This is a genomic window from Streptosporangium sp. 'caverna', from assembly GCF_003203775.1.
GTDB lineage: Bacteria > Actinomycetota > Actinomycetes > Streptosporangiales > Streptosporangiaceae > Streptosporangium > Streptosporangium subroseum.
Genome location: NZ_CP029711.1, coordinates 10799144 through 10814770 on the forward strand (window position 1 = coordinate 10799144; position 15627 = coordinate 10814770).

Annotated in this window: 12 protein-coding genes; 9 read left to right on the forward strand and 3 right to left on the reverse strand. The window is 67.5% G+C overall.

The window, feature by feature from the left end:
• The first annotated feature begins 5 nt into the window (after window positions 1-5).
• The 6 genes from murJ (at window position 6) to trxA (ending at window position 6457) form a co-directional block, all read left to right on the forward strand.
• Window positions 6-1610, forward strand: coding sequence for a murein biosynthesis integral membrane protein MurJ (gene murJ, locus DKM19_RS46665; RefSeq protein ID WP_110705004.1), 1605 nt, complete (start codon window positions 6-8; stop codon window positions 1608-1610).
• A 195-nt stretch (window positions 1611-1805) separates the two neighbouring features.
• The gene (locus tag DKM19_RS51420) at window positions 1806-3338 is read left to right on the forward strand and encodes a protein kinase family protein (protein ID WP_110705005.1); all 1533 of its coding nucleotides are present in this window, start codon (window positions 1806-1808) and stop codon (window positions 3336-3338) included.
• Window positions 3339-3452: 114 nt separating this feature from the next.
• Window positions 3453-4100: an RNA polymerase sigma factor SigM gene (gene sigM, locus DKM19_RS46675; protein ID WP_110706480.1), complete on the forward strand. Its 648-nt coding sequence runs from the start codon at window positions 3453-3455 to the stop codon at window positions 4098-4100.
• Entirely contained in the window at window positions 4090-5004 is a 915-nt protein-coding gene (locus DKM19_RS46680) for a zf-HC2 domain-containing protein (protein WP_162642294.1), read from the forward strand. The genes sigM and DKM19_RS46680 overlap by 11 nt, the downstream gene beginning before the upstream one ends.
• A 155-nt stretch (window positions 5005-5159) precedes the next feature.
• Entirely contained in the window at window positions 5160-6092 is a 933-nt protein-coding gene (trxB, locus tag DKM19_RS46685) for a thioredoxin-disulfide reductase (protein WP_110705007.1), read from the forward strand.
• 41 nt (window positions 6093-6133) lie between these two features.
• Window positions 6134-6457, forward strand: a complete 324-nt coding sequence (trxA, locus tag DKM19_RS46690) for a thioredoxin (protein ID WP_089212777.1) — start codon at window positions 6134-6136, stop codon at window positions 6455-6457.
• Window positions 6458-6845: 388 nt separating this feature from the next.
• Here trxA and DKM19_RS46695 read toward each other — a convergent pair whose 3' ends face one another.
• Window positions 6846-7466, reverse strand: a complete 621-nt coding sequence (locus DKM19_RS46695) for a GNAT family N-acetyltransferase (protein WP_110705008.1) — start codon at window positions 7464-7466, stop codon at window positions 6846-6848.
• Between the two features lie 295 nt (window positions 7467-7761).
• Between DKM19_RS46695 and DKM19_RS46700 the strand changes: the two genes are divergently transcribed.
• From DKM19_RS46700 to DKM19_RS46715, 3 genes are all read left to right on the forward strand, one after another.
• A complete protein-coding gene (locus DKM19_RS46700; protein WP_239514548.1) occupies window positions 7762-8994 on the forward strand; it encodes a PLP-dependent aminotransferase family protein in 1233 nt (410 codons plus the stop codon).
• An 833-nt stretch (window positions 8995-9827) separates the two neighbouring features.
• A complete protein-coding gene (locus DKM19_RS46710; protein ID WP_110705011.1) occupies window positions 9828-10781 on the forward strand; it encodes a D-alanine--D-alanine ligase in 954 nt (317 codons plus the stop codon).
• 449 nt (window positions 10782-11230) lie between these two features.
• On the forward strand, window positions 11231-12289 hold the full coding sequence (locus tag DKM19_RS46715) for a low specificity L-threonine aldolase (protein ID WP_110705012.1): 1059 nt from the start codon (window positions 11231-11233) through the stop codon (window positions 12287-12289).
• Window positions 12290-13643: 1354 nt separating this feature from the next.
• Here DKM19_RS46715 and DKM19_RS46720 read toward each other — a convergent pair.
• Complete coding sequence (locus tag DKM19_RS46720) at window positions 13644-14624, reverse strand: ParB/RepB/Spo0J family partition protein (RefSeq protein ID WP_110705013.1); 981 nt, start codon at window positions 14622-14624, stop codon at window positions 13644-13646.
• Window positions 14625-14696: 72 nt separating this feature from the next.
• Window positions 14697-15623, reverse strand: coding sequence for a ParA family protein (locus tag DKM19_RS46725; RefSeq protein ID WP_089212782.1), 927 nt, complete (start codon window positions 15621-15623; stop codon window positions 14697-14699).
• Between the last annotated feature and the right edge of the window lie 4 nt (window positions 15624-15627).

Here is a 15627-nt window from a genome sequence, read left to right on the forward strand (position 1 = left end):
AACGCATGAGCAGGGTCCTGCGTGCGAGCGCGATCATGGCAGCCGGGACGATGGTCTCGCGCGTCACGGGTTTCGTCCGTACGGCGGTGCTCGCGGCGGCCATCGGCACCTTCGCGCTCGGCGACGCCTACAACGTGGCCTACACGATCCCGCTCATCCTGTTCGACTTCCTCATCGGCGGGATCCTGAGCAGCGTCGTGGTACCGATGATCATTCGGCGCCAGAAGAGCGATCCCGACGGAGGCCGCGCCTACGAGCAGCGGCTGATGACACTCGGCGTCATCGCGCTGACGGTGGTGGCGGTGGTCGCGGTCCTGCTGGCCGGGCCGCTGATCAGCCTCTACAGCACCGACTGGAACGCCAGGAAGACCGAGGTCGCGGTCACGCTGGCCCACTACATCCTGCCCCAGATCGCCTTCTTCGGCATCGGGGCGATCGCCGGGGCGATCCTCAACACCCGCGACAGGTTCGCCGCCCCGATGTGGGCGCCGGTGCTGAACAACATCGTGATGATCGGTGTCGCGGTCGTCTACTACGTGAAGCTGGGCGGCGCGGGCACGGACGTCAACACGGTGACCGACTCCGACCTGCTGCTGCTGGGCCTCGGCACCACGGCGGGCATCGTGGCGCAGGGCCTGGTCCTGGTCGTCTCGCTGCACCGGGTGGGCTTCCGGTTCCGGCCCCGGCTGGACCTGCGCAACGCCGGGCTCGGCGAGATGGGCCGGACCGCGGTCTGGACCTTCGCCTACGTCGGGATCAGCCAGATCGGCTTCCTGATCACCACCAGGCTCGCGACCGGCGCGGGCGAGCAGGTGCCGGGCGCGGGCAACTCCGCCTACTCCTACGCCTACCAGTTCTTCCAGCTCCCCTACGGGATCATCGCGGTCTCGGTGATCACCGCGATGCTGCCCAGGATGAGCAGGGCCGTGGCCGAGGGACGGCTGGAGTCGATCAGGGAGGAGTTCTCCTCGGGCGTCCGGCTGGTGTCGGCACTGCTGGTGCCGGCGGGGCTGCTGCTGATGGTGCTGGGCCCCGCCGTGACCGTGCTGATCTTCTCGTGGGGCAACATGACCGTCGACTCGGCGGTCTACATCGGCAACGTGCTGCAGATCTTCGGGCTGGCGCTGGTCCCGTTCTCGATCTTCCAGCTCCTGCTGCGCGTCTTCTACTCCTTCGGCGACACCCGCACGCCGGTCTTCCTCGCCCTCGGCAACGTGGCGGTGAACGCCACGCTCAGCCTCGTGGCCTACTACACCCTCCCGCCGCGTTACATCGTGATGGGTTTGGCCCTGGCGTTCACCATCGCCTACGTGGTGGGCACCGCGGGCGCCTGGGTCCTCGCGGGCCGCCGCGTACAGGGCCTCGGGGGACGCGAGGTGGCCCATGGGCTGTCACGGATGTACGTGGCCGCGGTTCCGGCCGCGGCGGTCGCGCTCGGAGTTCTGTGGCTCACTCAGGAGCTGACCGACCTGAACGCGCTGAGTGCGGCCATCATGCTGGCGGCGGGCGGAGGTCTCGGTATGGTTCTTTACCTGGTGATCGCTCACCGGATGCGCATCCCCGAGGTGAGTTCGATCGTTGGAATGGTTGCAGGACGGGTAGGCCGGTAACCCCAAGACTTGTCCCAAGCGTCTGACAAGGCGAACACGGGCGGAACCGGCGCGGGACTACCATGGTGCGACGCGTGTGGTGACATGCGGCTAATGGAAGCAGGAGGGCGTGGGCGGATCCACCCGGCATCATGCGATGTGTCCTAATTTGCCGACCTGGCCTGGTGCTGTCGTGTTCTCAGTTGCGGAGCGTTCATGAGTCCCTCCGCCGTCGAGCCCGGCACGAAGCTGGCTGAGCGCTTCCGACTGGAAGATCGCGTCCACGAGGCGGGCGGAGCCACGCTGTGGAAGGCCATCGACGAGGTGCTCGCCCGGCCCGTCGCCGTCCACACCTTCGACGACGACTTCCCCCGCCTGGTCGAGGTGGTCACGGCCGCGCGCGTGGCCAGCAGGCTGACCGACCCCAGGCTGACCCAGGTCTTCGACGCCACCGAGGACGACGGTCACTCCTACGTCGTCAGCGAGTGGGTGAGCGGCGAGGACTTCAGCGACATGATCGCGGGCGGCCCGCTCGACCCCGAGCGGGCGGCCTCACTGGTCGCCGAGGCCGCCGAGGCTATGGCCCACGCCCACGAGGCGAACCTCGCGCACCTCTGCCTGACCCCCGAACACCTGGTGTGGACGGCGGGCGGCACGGTCAAGCTGCTCGGCCTGGGCATCGACGCCGTCCTGACCGACGTGACGAGCGACGATCCCGCCCGCACGGATACCGAGGGTCTCGGCCGCCTGCTGTACGCCGGGCTGACCGGCCACTGGCCGGGCGACGAGCAGGACAGCGGCGGCCTTCCCGTCGCCCCCATGGACGACGGGCACTTCTGCACGCCGCGCCAGGTCACCGCGGGCGTTCCCGGATATCTCGACACCATCGTCTGCAGGGCGATGCTGCCGGAGAGCAAGCGGGGGCTCGACCCGCTGACGACACCCGCGGAGCTCGCCGAGGCCCTGGCCTCGGTTTCCCGGCCCGCGCCCCTGCCCATGCCGACGCCGATGCCCATGACGCCGCTCCCGGTGGCGTCCTCACGCTCCGAGGGCCTGGACACCGCCGCGCCCTCGCGCGACGGCATGTCCTCCCCCACGCAGCACCAGCATCAGCACCAGCAGCGTCAGACGGGCGGCGGGCTGCTCAGCAAGATCGCCATGACCGTGGTCGTGCTGCTGGCGATGACGGCCGTCGGCCTGGGCGCCTGGACGCTCGGACGCAGCTTCGGCAATTCCGGGGGCCCCTCCGCCGGCGATGCCACCGCTTCCGCCACCCCCACCGCTCCCGCCGCGGCCACCGGCACCCGCGAGGTGAAGCCCAAGTCGGTCTCCGGCTTCGACCCGCTGGGCGACGGCCCGGAGGGCGACGCGCACACCCAGAACGCGATCGACGGCAAGAGTTCCACCGACTGGCACACCGAGACGTACAACGACACCCCCGACTTCGGCGGGTTGAAGGACGGTGCCGGCCTCCTGCTCGACATGGGCGAGCCCGTCCCGATCAGGCAGGTCTCGATCGAGTTCGGTGGCACCCCCGGTGGCACCGCGGAGCTCAGGCTGGGAAACGCGAAGGACCTCAACGAGCTGGCCGTGACCGGAAAGCCCACCGACGCCGTGGGCAAGAAGGACTTCAGCTTCGGAACCGCGCAGAAGAGCCGCTACGTCCTGATCTGGTTCACCAAGTTGCCCCCCTTCGACCGGGGGTTCCGTGGTTCGGTGCTCGATGTGAAGATCCTCGCGACCAAGTGAAACCAGTGCGGTTTGATCTGTTTTACCCGACTTTTTGCAGATCGTTGAAGATTTCGTGGCACCATCTATCACGTAGTGGTGTTCTCCCCGGACCGGTATAGCAGGACTCTCCTTGTGAATTCCCCACCTGAGACCCCGCCAGCGGCGGAACAGCAGGCAGCTCGGGCACTCGTGTCCGACGCCGATCTGCTGACTCGGCACATCGCCGGGGATCCGCACGCCTTCAGTGAAATAGTCAAGCGACATAGAGACCGCATGTGGGCGGTCGCCCTGCGCACGCTGGGCGACCCCGACGAGGCGGCCGACGCCGTACAGGACGCTTTCGTCTCGGCCTATCGCAAGGCCGACAGCTTTCGCGGCGAGGCGGCCGTCACCACGTGGCTGCATCGCATCGTGGTGAACGCCTGCCTCGACCGCATGCGCAGAAAATCAGTACGCCCGGTCGCCGACGACGAGCTCGTGGAGGCCGCGGAACGCGACGCCCCGGTGCTCGACCAGACAGCCGAGCGCGAGGTCTCCATGGAGGTCTCGGCCGCTCTGAAGCTGCTGCCGTCGGATCAGCGGGCCGCACTGGTGCTCGTGGACATGATGGGCTACTCCGTGGACGACGCGGCCCAGGTCCTGGACGTGCCGAGCGGCACGGTGAAGAGCAGATGCGCGCGTGGACGCGCGAAACTCGCTCCAATTCTTTCGCATCTACGGAACCGATCCGACCTGTCTCGCGTCTCATCCGCGAAGGGAGCAGAACTTCGTGACGTGTGATTCGCACTATGATCTGGAGCTCTTGGCCGAACTGGCCGAGGGTCTTCTCGACGCCGCCACGGCCTTGCAGGTACGCGAGCATCTCGCGGTCTGCGATCCCTGTGGTGAAAGCCTCGCCGACCTCGCAGCGGTCCGAGAGGTGCTCGCGGCGACGGCCACACCGGCGATGCCTATGGGAGTCGCGCTCAGGATCGACCGCGCGCTGGCCGCCGAGGCCGACAGCTTCCGTGGAGGTGGAGTAGGCCTGGTGGAAGCACCGGCCTGGGACGACATGATGCGGGACGCGCCCTGGGAGACGACGTCTCTCCCCCAGCCGGCGTGGAAGACGACATCCGCTCCTGAACCGGAGTGGGAGACGACCCCGGAGCCCGAGCTGGAGCCGGTCGTACGACTGGGGGTCGTCGGCGACGACGGCACCATCGTTCCGGCCAGGCGGCGCAAGGCCACACGACGGCGCCGGTGGGCGATGCCCGCCGCGGCGGTGGGCGTGGCGGCGGCGGTGATCGGTGCGGCCGTGATGACGACCAGCACGCTCTCCGCGACCGGTACGGACGGTTCTCCGGCGGTCGCCCTGCCTCCATCGGTCGACAACCTGCAGTACACGCTGTCGGACAGCAACTGGAACTACACCGACGCCGAGCTCCGCGGTTCGCTGCTGGACTACATCGGACCGGTGCAGGCACAGGACGGCCTGTCCGAAGACTCCAAGCTCGCCCAGTGTGTGAAGGCGGTCTCGAAGAAGGTCGGCACCTCGCCCTTCGCCGTGGACCAGGGCTTCTACAACGGGCAAGAGGCGAACATCCTGGTCTTCTGGCGTGACAAGGCCAAGGACACGGTGGACGTCCACGTCGTGGGTCCGGAGTGCGACAACGTGCGCAAGCCCGCTCTCGCGCACTGGAAATAACCGGCTTGTAGGTAACCCGTAGGGAAAGACCTCGTTCGATCCTGGGAAGGCCCGGCACGGATTCGTCCGTGCCGGGCCTTCGCCGCGTTACGGGGAATCACCGGCGCCTAGGATCTGTTGACGCCACTGGCAATGACATAGGGAAGGGCACAGCAGTGATGGACGTCCGGAATGTGATCATCATCGGATCGGGTCCCGCCGGTTATACCTCGGCTGTGTACTCCGCCCGCGCCGACCTCAACCCCCTGGTCTTCGAGGGGTCGGTCACCGCCGGCGGCGCGCTGATGAACACCACAGAGGTGGAGAACTTCCCCGGCTTCCCCGACGGCATCATGGGCCCCGACCTCATGGACGGTCTGCGCAAGCAGGCCGAGCGGTTCGGCGCCGAGCTGATCGCCGACGACGTGGTCGAGGTGGACCTGACCGTCACGCCGAAGGTCGTCAAGACCGCCACCGACACCTACTACGCCAAGGCCGTCATCCTGGCCATGGGCTCCGGCTACCGCGAGCTGGGCGTGCCCAACGAGAAGCGCCTGTCCGGCCACGGCGTCTCCTGGTGTGCCACCTGTGACGGCTTCTTCTTCCGCAACCAGAACATCGTGGTCGTCGGCGGCGGCGACACCGCCATGGAGGAGGCCACCTTCCTCACCCGGTTCGCCTCCTCGGTGACCATCGTGCACCGCCGCGACGAGCTGCGCGCCAGCAAGATCATGCAGGATCGCGCGTTCGCGAACGAGAAGATCCGCTTCATCTGGGACAGCGAGGTCGTCGACATCCTGGGCGAGGCCAAGATCAGTGCGGTGCGCCTGCGCAACCTCAAGACCGGTGAGGAGAGCGAGCTCGAGGCCAGCGGCCTGTTCGTGGCGATCGGCCACGACCCCCGCACCGAGCTCGTCAAGGGCCAGGTCGACCTCGACGACGAGGGCTACATCAAGGTCGCCTCCCCCACCACGCGCACCAACCTGGACGGCGTCTTCGCCGCGGGCGACGTGGTCGACCACACCTACCGTCAGGCGATCACCGCCGCGGGCACCGGCTCCGCCGCTGCGCTCGACTCCGAGCGCTGGCTGTCCGACCACGAAAACTGATTCGAACCGCATCACCGCACAACAGAGGGAGAGCAGGAACCTTGGGCGCAATCGAGCACGTGACCGACGCCAGCTTCGACGCCGACGTCCTGAAGAATGACAAGATCGTGATCGTCGACTTCTGGGCCGAGTGGTGTGGCCCGTGTCGGCAGGTCGCCCCGATCCTCGAAGAGATCGCGAACGAGCAGGCCGAGAAGCTCACCGTCGTCAAGCTGAACGTCGACGAGAATCCGGCGACCGCCGGCAAATACGGCGTACTCCAGATTCCGACTCTGAACGTCTATAAGAACGGAGAGGTTGTGAAGCAGATCATCGGCGCCAAGCCGAAGGCCATGCTGCTTCGCGAGCTCGAGGGCATCATCTAGGCCCCCTGCGGCTGATCGCACCCCACGGCGCTGCCGTACCACCCGCTTCCGAGCGGCAACACCCACCCAAGTGAGAGCCCCCTCGCCACCCACGGCAGGGGGCTTTCACATGTTCTGACGGGCTTTCTCGGGGTCAGGGCAGAACGGCTCCCGCCGGTTTCCGCCCGTCACCTCACGACCGGGTCCTCACGGGTTCCGCGATCGGAGCCCGAACCTCTTCTTGCCCCCGGCTACCTCACGGCCGGGTCGTAGGGGCTCTTCTTTTCCCCTACGGCTCTCGCACGGTTGCGCCCGATCACCTCGCGGTCGGGATGGGCCCTCACGGGTTTCGCCGTTCTCCCACGCTCGACGGGATCCGGCCGCCGCCTTCTGCGGGCTCCAGATCGCCTCAGACGGGTCGCAGCGCCCTCTCCGGGCTCATGGAGCCCAGGAGCCTCTCCAGCGCCACCTCGACGTCCTCACGCCACGAGACGGCATTCTTGAGCTCAAGGCGGAGGCGGGGGAAGCGCAAATGCGGCCGGACCGTCTTGAACCCCACCGAGAGCAGGTAGTCGGCGGGCATCAGACAGCCCCCCGGCTGCTCCCATTTCAGGTCGCCGAAGGCCTCGATCGCCCGCACCCCGCGGCGGGTCAGATCCTTGGCCACGCCCTGGACCAGCATCCGGCCCAGGCCGCCGCCGGAGAACTCCGGGATGATGTGCGCGGTCATCAGCAGCACGGCGTCGGCGCTGACCGGCGAGGTCGGGAAGGCGACCGAACGCGGCACGTAGTGCGGCGGCGCGTAGAGCACGAAGCCGGCCGCCACCCCGTCCACGTAGACGATCTTCCCGCAGCTTCCCCACTCCAGGAGGGTGGAGGAGATCCAGGCCTCTTTCTCCAGCTCAGGATCACCCGCCTCGACAGCTCGATCCGCGCCTACGGGATCCAGCTCCCAGAAGACGCACCGGCGACAGCGGCGCGGCAGGTCGTCGAGATTGTCCAGGGTGACATTTGCCAGCCGACGCGACACCTGTTGGCCCCAATCCTGGCGAGACGAGTGCAAGCCATGGCGAAAAACGCGTGAAAACCGCGTCTCCAGCTGGCATCGTAACCCAGGGCGGGTACTGATTTCAGAGGGTCCCATCCCCACACGCAGACGACTACAGCCACTGTCATACTCTGGTTTCTCTGGCATGAGCACCGTGTGCTCCACATGAGCTAGGAGGTGGACCGTGCCGCAAGAATCAGATCACGGTCAGACCATCGCGACCCAAGGGTCACGAATCGACGCCTACGTGGACCGGTACGCAGCACGAGCTACCGGAATGGTCGCCTCCGAGGTTCGAGCACTTTTCGCCGTCGCGTCGAGGCCGGAAGTCGTCTCGCTGGCCGGCGGCATGCCGTATGTCACCGCGCTTCCCCTCGACGTCGTGGGCGAGCTCGTCGCCGATCTGATCGCGAAGCGCGGCCCGGTCGCGCTCCAGTACGGCTCAGGCCAGGGTGACCCGCACCTGCGCGAGCAGATCTGCGACGTCATGCGCCTGGAGGGGATCGAGGCCAACTCCAACGACGTCGTCGTGACCGTCGGCTCCCAGCAGGCTCTCGACCTGATCACGCGCATCTTCATCGACCCCGGCGACGTCGTGCTCGCCGAGGGCCCCTCCTACGTGGGCGCGCTGGGCACCTTCGCCGCCTACCAGGCCAAGGTCGTCCACATAGCCATGGACACCGAGGGGATCATCCCCGAGTCCCTGGCCCAGACCATCTACGCGCTGCAGACCGCGGGCAACCGGATCAAGTTCCTGTACACGATCCCCACGTTCCAGAACCCCGCCGGAGTGACGCTCAACACGGCGCGCAGGCACCAGGTGCTGGAGATCTGCCAGCGATCGGGCGTGCTGATCGTCGAGGACAACCCGTACGGCCTGCTCGGCTTCGACGGCGAGCCCATGCGGGCGCTGCGCGCCGACAACGCCGACGACGTCGTCTATCTCGGCTCGTTCTCCAAGACCCTCGCCCCCGGCTTCCGGGTCGGCTGGGCACTCGCCCCGCACGCCATCCGCGACAAACTGGTGCTGGCGATGGAATCAGCGGTCCTGTCGCACTCCTCCTTCACCCAGCTCGCCGTCGGGCAGTATCTCGCCACCCAGCCCTGGCGCGAGCAGATCAAGACCTTCCAGGAGCTCTACCGCGAGCGGCGCGACACCATGATCAGTTCGCTTGAGGCCTTCATGCCCGCCGACTTCACCTGGACCCGCCCCGGTGGCGGGTTCTTCGTCTGGGCCACGCTTCCCGAGGGGCTCGACTCCAAGGCGCTCCTGCCCCGCGCGGTCGCCGAGAGAGTGGCGTTCGTACCGGGCACCGGATTCTTCGCCGACGGCAGCGGCGCACGCCACATGCGGCTGTCCTACTGCTATCCGGAGCCCGATCGCATCCGGGAGGGCGTTCGCCGCCTGGCCGGGGTGATCGAGCAGGAGCTCCGCGTGCGCGACACGTTCGGAGCCAGCTCGTCTCCCGACCACATCGGAGTCGACACCCCGGGCCCCGACCTCGCGTAACCCTCTCCAGTGGACGCCCCGGGACGCGGGGCGTCTTCAGGAGGGCGCGGCGTCTCAGGAGGGCGCGGCGTCTCAGGACGTGAGCGCTCGGGGCCGCAAGCCTCTCGGAACGCGGATCATTCGTGACACAGGTGCTCAGAGCCACCTGCGCCTCAAGACACAGGGACAGAGAACATCCCGAGACTCAAGCACCATGAAGCACCAGGCGCCTCGAGACGCCGGCCGCTCGGAATGCGGGCGGCCCGGGATGCAGGTGGCCCAAGACGCAAGCAGTTCGGAACACGAACGCCCCGGGATGCAGACGTCCCAAGGCGCAGGCAGTTCGGAACACAAACGCCCCGGGATGCAGACGTCCCAAGGCGCAGGCAGTCCGGAACGCGAACGCCACGAGATACAGGCGTCCCGAGACGCAGGCAGTCCGGGGTGCGAGCCGCGAAACGCGGATTCTCCAGGACCTGGATGCTGCGGAACGCGGGCCCCCGGGGCGCAGAGCGTCTCGGGGAGACGCTTCGTGACGCAGGCCCTGAGACACGGGGCACCTCGAAACGCAGGCGCCTTGAGGCACAGGTGCCCGGGACGCGGGTGCCCGGGGCGCGGGCGCATGGGGCGCGGGCGCATGGGGCGCGGGTGCCCGGGGCACGGGCGCATGGGGCACGGGCGCATGGCGCGACACGGGATCGCCCGGCCCGCGCACACCGGTGCGACGCTGTACCGTACGGTGACTTCCTGTGCCGTTGTGCGGTGATCGATCCCGGTCCTCACGGGAAGATCGAACCGCGCGCGGTGAGCGACCGGACAGGCTCGGAGCGGGCCTTAACGAGAGGTAACTTCGGATGAGTGATCTGGGCCACGTGCTCGTCCTGGCGGGCGGACTGTCCTACGAGCGGGAGGTCTCCCTGCGTTCGGGCCGCCGGGTGAGCGAGGCGTTGCAGGGGGCGGGGGTCTCCGTGGAGACCCGTGACACCGATGCCTCGCTGGTCCCCTCGGTGCTCGCGAATCCGCCGGACGCGGTTTTTGTCACGCTTCACGGTGGGGCAGGCGAGGACGGCGCCATCCGCTCGGTGCTCGAACTCCTCTCCATCCCCTACGTCGGCGCCGACCCCGATGCCTGCAGGGTGGCTTTCGACAAACCCACCGCCAAGACGGTCGTCCGCTCCGTCGGCCTGCGTACGCCCGACTCGGTGACGCTTCCCAAGGAGACCTTCCACGACCTCGGCGCCTCCGCCGTGCTGACCCGCATCGTGGAGCGCCTCGGCCTCCCCCTGTTCGTCAAGCCGTCCCGCGGTGGCTCGGCCCTCGGCGCCTCGATCGTCCGAGTCGCCGAAGAGCTCCCGGCCGCCATGGTCGGCTGCTTCGCCTACGGTGACACCGCGCTGATCGAACGCTGCATCAAGGGCGTCGAGATCTCCGTCTCCGTGATCGACCTTGGCGAGGGCCCGGTGGCCCTGCCTCCCGTGGAGATCGTCCCCGACGACGGCACCTACGACTACGCGGCCCGTTACACCGCCGGCCACACCGAGTTCTTCGCCCCGGCCCGCCTTTCTCCCGAGGTCTCCGCCGCCTGCTCCGAAATGGCCGTGACCGCCCACACCGCCCTCGGCCTCCGTGACATCTCCCGCACCGACCTCATCGTCGACGAGGACGGCCTGCCCCACTTCCTCGAAGTCAACGTCGCTCCCGGCATGACCGAGACCTCCCTCTTCCCCATGGCAGCCGAAGCCGCCGGCGAGGATTTCGGCACCCTCTGCCGAGTGCTCCTGGAACAAGCCGCAGCCCGCGGCGCCTGACCCGGCCACCCAAACTGGCTCCTCGGCGGCACCACCGCCAGGCCGCCCCGCCTGGCTCCTCGGGGCGCGGTGTCAGGGAGTGGCAGCCGACCTCCCTGGGGCGTCGACGCCTGGCCGCTCAGCCTCACTTCCCCGAGATGCCGGTCTCCGGGATTCGGTGTCCTGCCGTCCGCTGCGGCGTCCCGGACGCCAGTGCCCGGCCGTACGGAACGCCACCCGGCTTTCTCGTCAACCGGTGCGGAAACAGATCATCTCTCCCGTCCCTTGGCGCGGAACCACTCCCCTGACGCGGAACCGGCGCCTCCCACCCTCAGCACAGAACAGCCTCCGGCTCTCCCTCCGGCCGCCCGGCGCACGACCGCCACCGTCTCTCCCCTGTCCGGCCGGGCGCCGGTCGGACAGGGGAGGCTCGTGCACCTCCCCAAGCCGTGCCCCCTTACGCTGGCCGTGTGCTGACCTCCACTCCTTTTCCTAAAAGTTTCGCCAGCGACAACCACTCGGGTGTGCACCCCGCCGTTCTCGCGGCCATCCTCGAAGCCAACACCGGAGACGCCCCCGCCTACGGCGGAGACGCCTGGACCGAGACGATGGAAGATGTCTTCCGCGCCGAGTTCGGCGCCCAGGCGACCACCTATGCCATGTTCAACGGCACCGGTGCGAACGTCGTGGGCCTGAGCCTCCTTCTGCGGCCCTATGACGCCGTGCTCTGCCCGGCTACCGCCCATATCAACACCAACGAGTGCGGTGCCGCTGAGCGCCTGCTGAGCACCAAGCTGATTCCTCTCCCCACGGAGAACGGCAAAATCACCGTGGACGACATCCGGGGCCAGCTCTCCGTGATGGGCAACGTGCAACACTCCCAGCCCCGTGTTGTCTCCATCTCCCAGGTGACCGAGTGCGGCACCTGTTACACCGCAGACGAGATCGCCGAACTCGCGGAGTTCATCCACGCGCATGGGCTCTTCCTGCACATGGACGGCGCCCGGCTGGCCAACGCCGCTGCCGAGCTCGGCTGCTCGATGCGCTCCCTGACCACCGACGTGGGCGTGGACCTGCTCAGCTTCGGCGGCACCAAGAACGGCGCTATGGGCGCCGAAGCGCTCGTCGTCCTCCGTTCCGACCTGGACGTCGCAACGCTGTTCCTCCGCAAGCAGGGCATGCAGCTCGCTTCCAAGATGCGCTTCGTCTCCGCTCAGCTGACCGCGCTCCTCACCGATGACCTCTGGCGCGAGAACGCTGCCCACGCCAACGCCATGGCCCACCGTCTGGCCGACGGCGTAGCCGACCTCCCCGGTGTCTCCCTGCACTACCCCGTGCAGTCCAACGCCGTCTTCCCGGTTCTTCCCGAGAAGGTCATCCCGGAGCTGCAGCAGCGCTATCTCTTCCACGTCTGGGACGCGACCGAGAACGTGGTCCGCTGGGTGACCGCCTTCGACACCACTCCCGAGCACGTCGACACGTTCATCGCAGACATCCGTCTCGCCGTGCGTGAAGCGGCCGACGCCTGACGACCACCGTTTCACGTGAAACATGTGTGCCCCTCCATCGGTAGGGGGCCGTGTTTCACGTGAAACACGGCCCCCTTCCCTTCGGTGCTGGTGCGGGGTTCCTCAATGGAGGTCGCGAATACGCGGTCGAGAACCCGAGGCCCTCAGGGTGGTCTTCCACTCGCGGCGTCCCGGAGCGATGACGACCCGTACTCTCCATGAGGAACCTCGCACCAGCTGGGCCCCTGGAGGAGCCGTGCGGGAGAGCAACTCCTCGACGCGTCTGCCGATGCGGGCGCCAAGGCAGCCGGCCCGTAGAGATCCCCCTATTTCATAGAGGGCCGACTCTGTTCGAGGAAGACTCCGATGGCTCCCGTCATGTGGGCGTCGGCAAGACGTGATCCATAGAGATCTCTGCTCCCAGCAGAGCCTCGGCTTCATCAGAGAAAAACTCGGGTAGAAGAGAGCCTCCGGCCCCGTCATGCGGGCGTCGGCACGACGCGCCCCATAGAGGTCTCTGCTTCCAGCAGAGTTGTCGGCTCTGTTAGAGGAAGAGCCCGGTAGAGAGAGCCTCCGGCCCCGTCATGCGGGCGGCAGCAAGACGTGACCCGTAGAGATCTCTGCTCCCAGCAGAGCGTCGGCTCCGTCAGAGGAAGAATCCGAGTAGAGAGAGCCTCCGGCCCGTCATGCGGGCGTCAGCACGATGGCACCCCATAGAACATCCCTGTGTCCAGAGAGTGCCGACTCTGTCGGAGGCGGTAGCTCCCGAGGGTCTCGCCGGGACGAGCCTCGACACGGCATGCCTCCACGGGGATTCCCGCATCCGTAGAGCCGGTCCTGCGCCCAGCTTGTCTCGCATCTCCAGCGGGGACATCGAGGGTTCTCTGTATCTGTAGAACCAGGTCTGAGGAGAAAGCGGCCCTTGAAAGACGGTCAATGCGGGGGCTGAACGCGGCGTGGCCCATGGAGATCCTCTGACCGTAGCCGGGCCTGTAGAGAAAACGGCTCCGCAAGTCGGCAGATGCAGGCGCCACCGCGACCGGGCAGGTGGGACCACGGCGATCTCGATCCCGCGGAGCAAAAGGTGGATCACCATTGCGGGCGCCGTCGCGACTGGGCGGACGAGACCACGGCGATCTCGATCTCACGGAGTACGGGGTGATCACCGTTGCGGGTGCCGTCGCGACTGGGTGGACGAGACGACAGCGATCTAGATCCACGGAGCACATGGCAGATCATCACGGCGGGCGCCTCCATGGCCGGCTCAAGCGCGGCGTCGGAAGAACGTCACCTATGTGACGGAACCTATGTGACGGAAACGAGAAGCGGCCCCTGTGTTTCACGTGAAACACAGGGGCCGCTCAGGCAGAGAAAGCTATTCCTCCACCAGCTGCATGGATCCCGGGGCCATCGTGCTGATGATGCGCTCCAGATCATCGATGGTGGCGAACTCCACCACGATGCGCCCCTTGCGACGGCCGAAGTCCACCTTCACCCGGGTCTCGAAACGATCGGAGAGACGGTCGGCGAGGTGCCGGAGGGCCGGCTCTTCGGCCGGCTTCGCCCTCGGAGCGCGCATGGTGGGTTCGGGCGCGGCCTTGGCGTCGCCCACGGCGACGATCTCCTCGACCGCACGGACCGACAGCAGCTCGGCCACGATCCTATGGGCGAGGTGCTCCTGAGCTCTGGGATCGGCCAGCGTGAGCAGAGCCCGGGCGTGTCCGGCGCTGATCGTGCCGGCCGAGACACTGAGCTGCACCTTGGAAGGGAGATTGAGGAGCCGCAGGGTGTTCGTCACGTGGGAGCGGGAACGGCCGACCCTGGTGGCGAGCTGCTCGTGGGTGGCGCCGAAGTCGTCCAGCAGCTGCCGGTAGGCCGCGGCCTCCTCCAGTGCGTTGAGCTGTTCGCGCTGGAGGTTCTCGATCAACGCGTCGAGAAGGAGCTTGTCCTCCTGCGTGCTCCGTACGATCGCGGGGATCTCGGAGAGGCCGGCGAGCTTGCAGGCTCGCCAGCGGCGCTCTCCCATGACCAGCTCGTAAGTCTCCTCGCCGGTCGCACGGACCACGATGGGCTGGAGCAGGCCGACCTCACTGATCGACGTCGCGAGATCTTTCAGGGCCTCTTCGTCGAAGATGTCTCTGGGCTGGCGCGGATTCGGCTCGATCCTCTCGATCGGGATCTCGAGGAAGTACGCGCCATCCACCGGCTTCAGGCCCGGCTGATGGTGCTGCGGAGCGGACTCCTCCGCGACCATCGTCGCGGTCGCCGACGGCGCCGCGCTCCGTACCACGGGCGGACTCGTCGGGATGAGTGCCGCCAGACCCCTGCCGCCCATACCTCTCGGCTGCTTACTCACTGCCGCTCCTCCGGCTCAAGGATTTCCGCCCAGTCGTTTCCGCGACGATGACGGCCGCGGACCTTTCAACGCTCACACGGCCGCGCCGCGATACGCCATCTCACGGGCGGCGTCCATATAGGCCATCGCGCCGCTGGAGCCAGGGTCATAGGTCATGACCGACTGACCGTAGCTCGGGGCCTCCGAGACGCGGACGCTCCGAGGGATCAGCGTGCTCAACACCGTGTCGCCGAAGTGGGACCGGACCTCTTCGGCGACCTGGGAGGCCAGCCGGGTCCGTCCGTCATACATCGTCATCAGGATGGTGGACAGATCAAGCGAGGGGTTCAAATGGGCGCGAACCAGGTCCACGTTCCTGAGCAACTGGCCGAGACCTTCCAGCGCGTAGTACTCGCACTGGATGGGGACCAGCAACTCGTTCGCGGCCATCAACGCGTTGACCGTAAGCAGGCCGAGCGAGGGCGGGCAGTCGATGAAGACATAGTCGAAATCAATCGCCGTGTACGCGGCCAGCGCGCGCTGAAGACGAGCTTCCCGCGCGACCATGGACACCAGCTCGATCTCCGCGCCGGCCAGGTCGATCGTGGCGGGGGCGCAGTAGAGGCCCGGCATGTCCGGGACCTCCTTCACGACCTCCTCCAGGGACACGTCCTCCACAAGAACCTTGTACATGTCGGGCACATCGCCACGGTGCTCGATGGACAGCGCCGTCGAGGCATTGCCCTGTGGGTCGAGATCGACCACGAGCACTCGCTGGCCGTGCATCGACAGCGCCGCCGCCAGGTTCACCGACGTCGTGGTCTTGCCCACGCCGCCCTTCTGGTTGGCGACGGTGAATATGCGAGTCTTGGGCGGCCGCGGCCAGTCTCCATCGCGGGTCCCAGCGGAGCCTCCGGAGGCAGCCGCGGTCTTCTGGGGCGATGTTTCACGTGAAACCACTGAGCTGAGTGCCTCTCGTACCAGCGGCGAGTCGCCGGGATTAAGGGGGGTCTGGGTCACGATC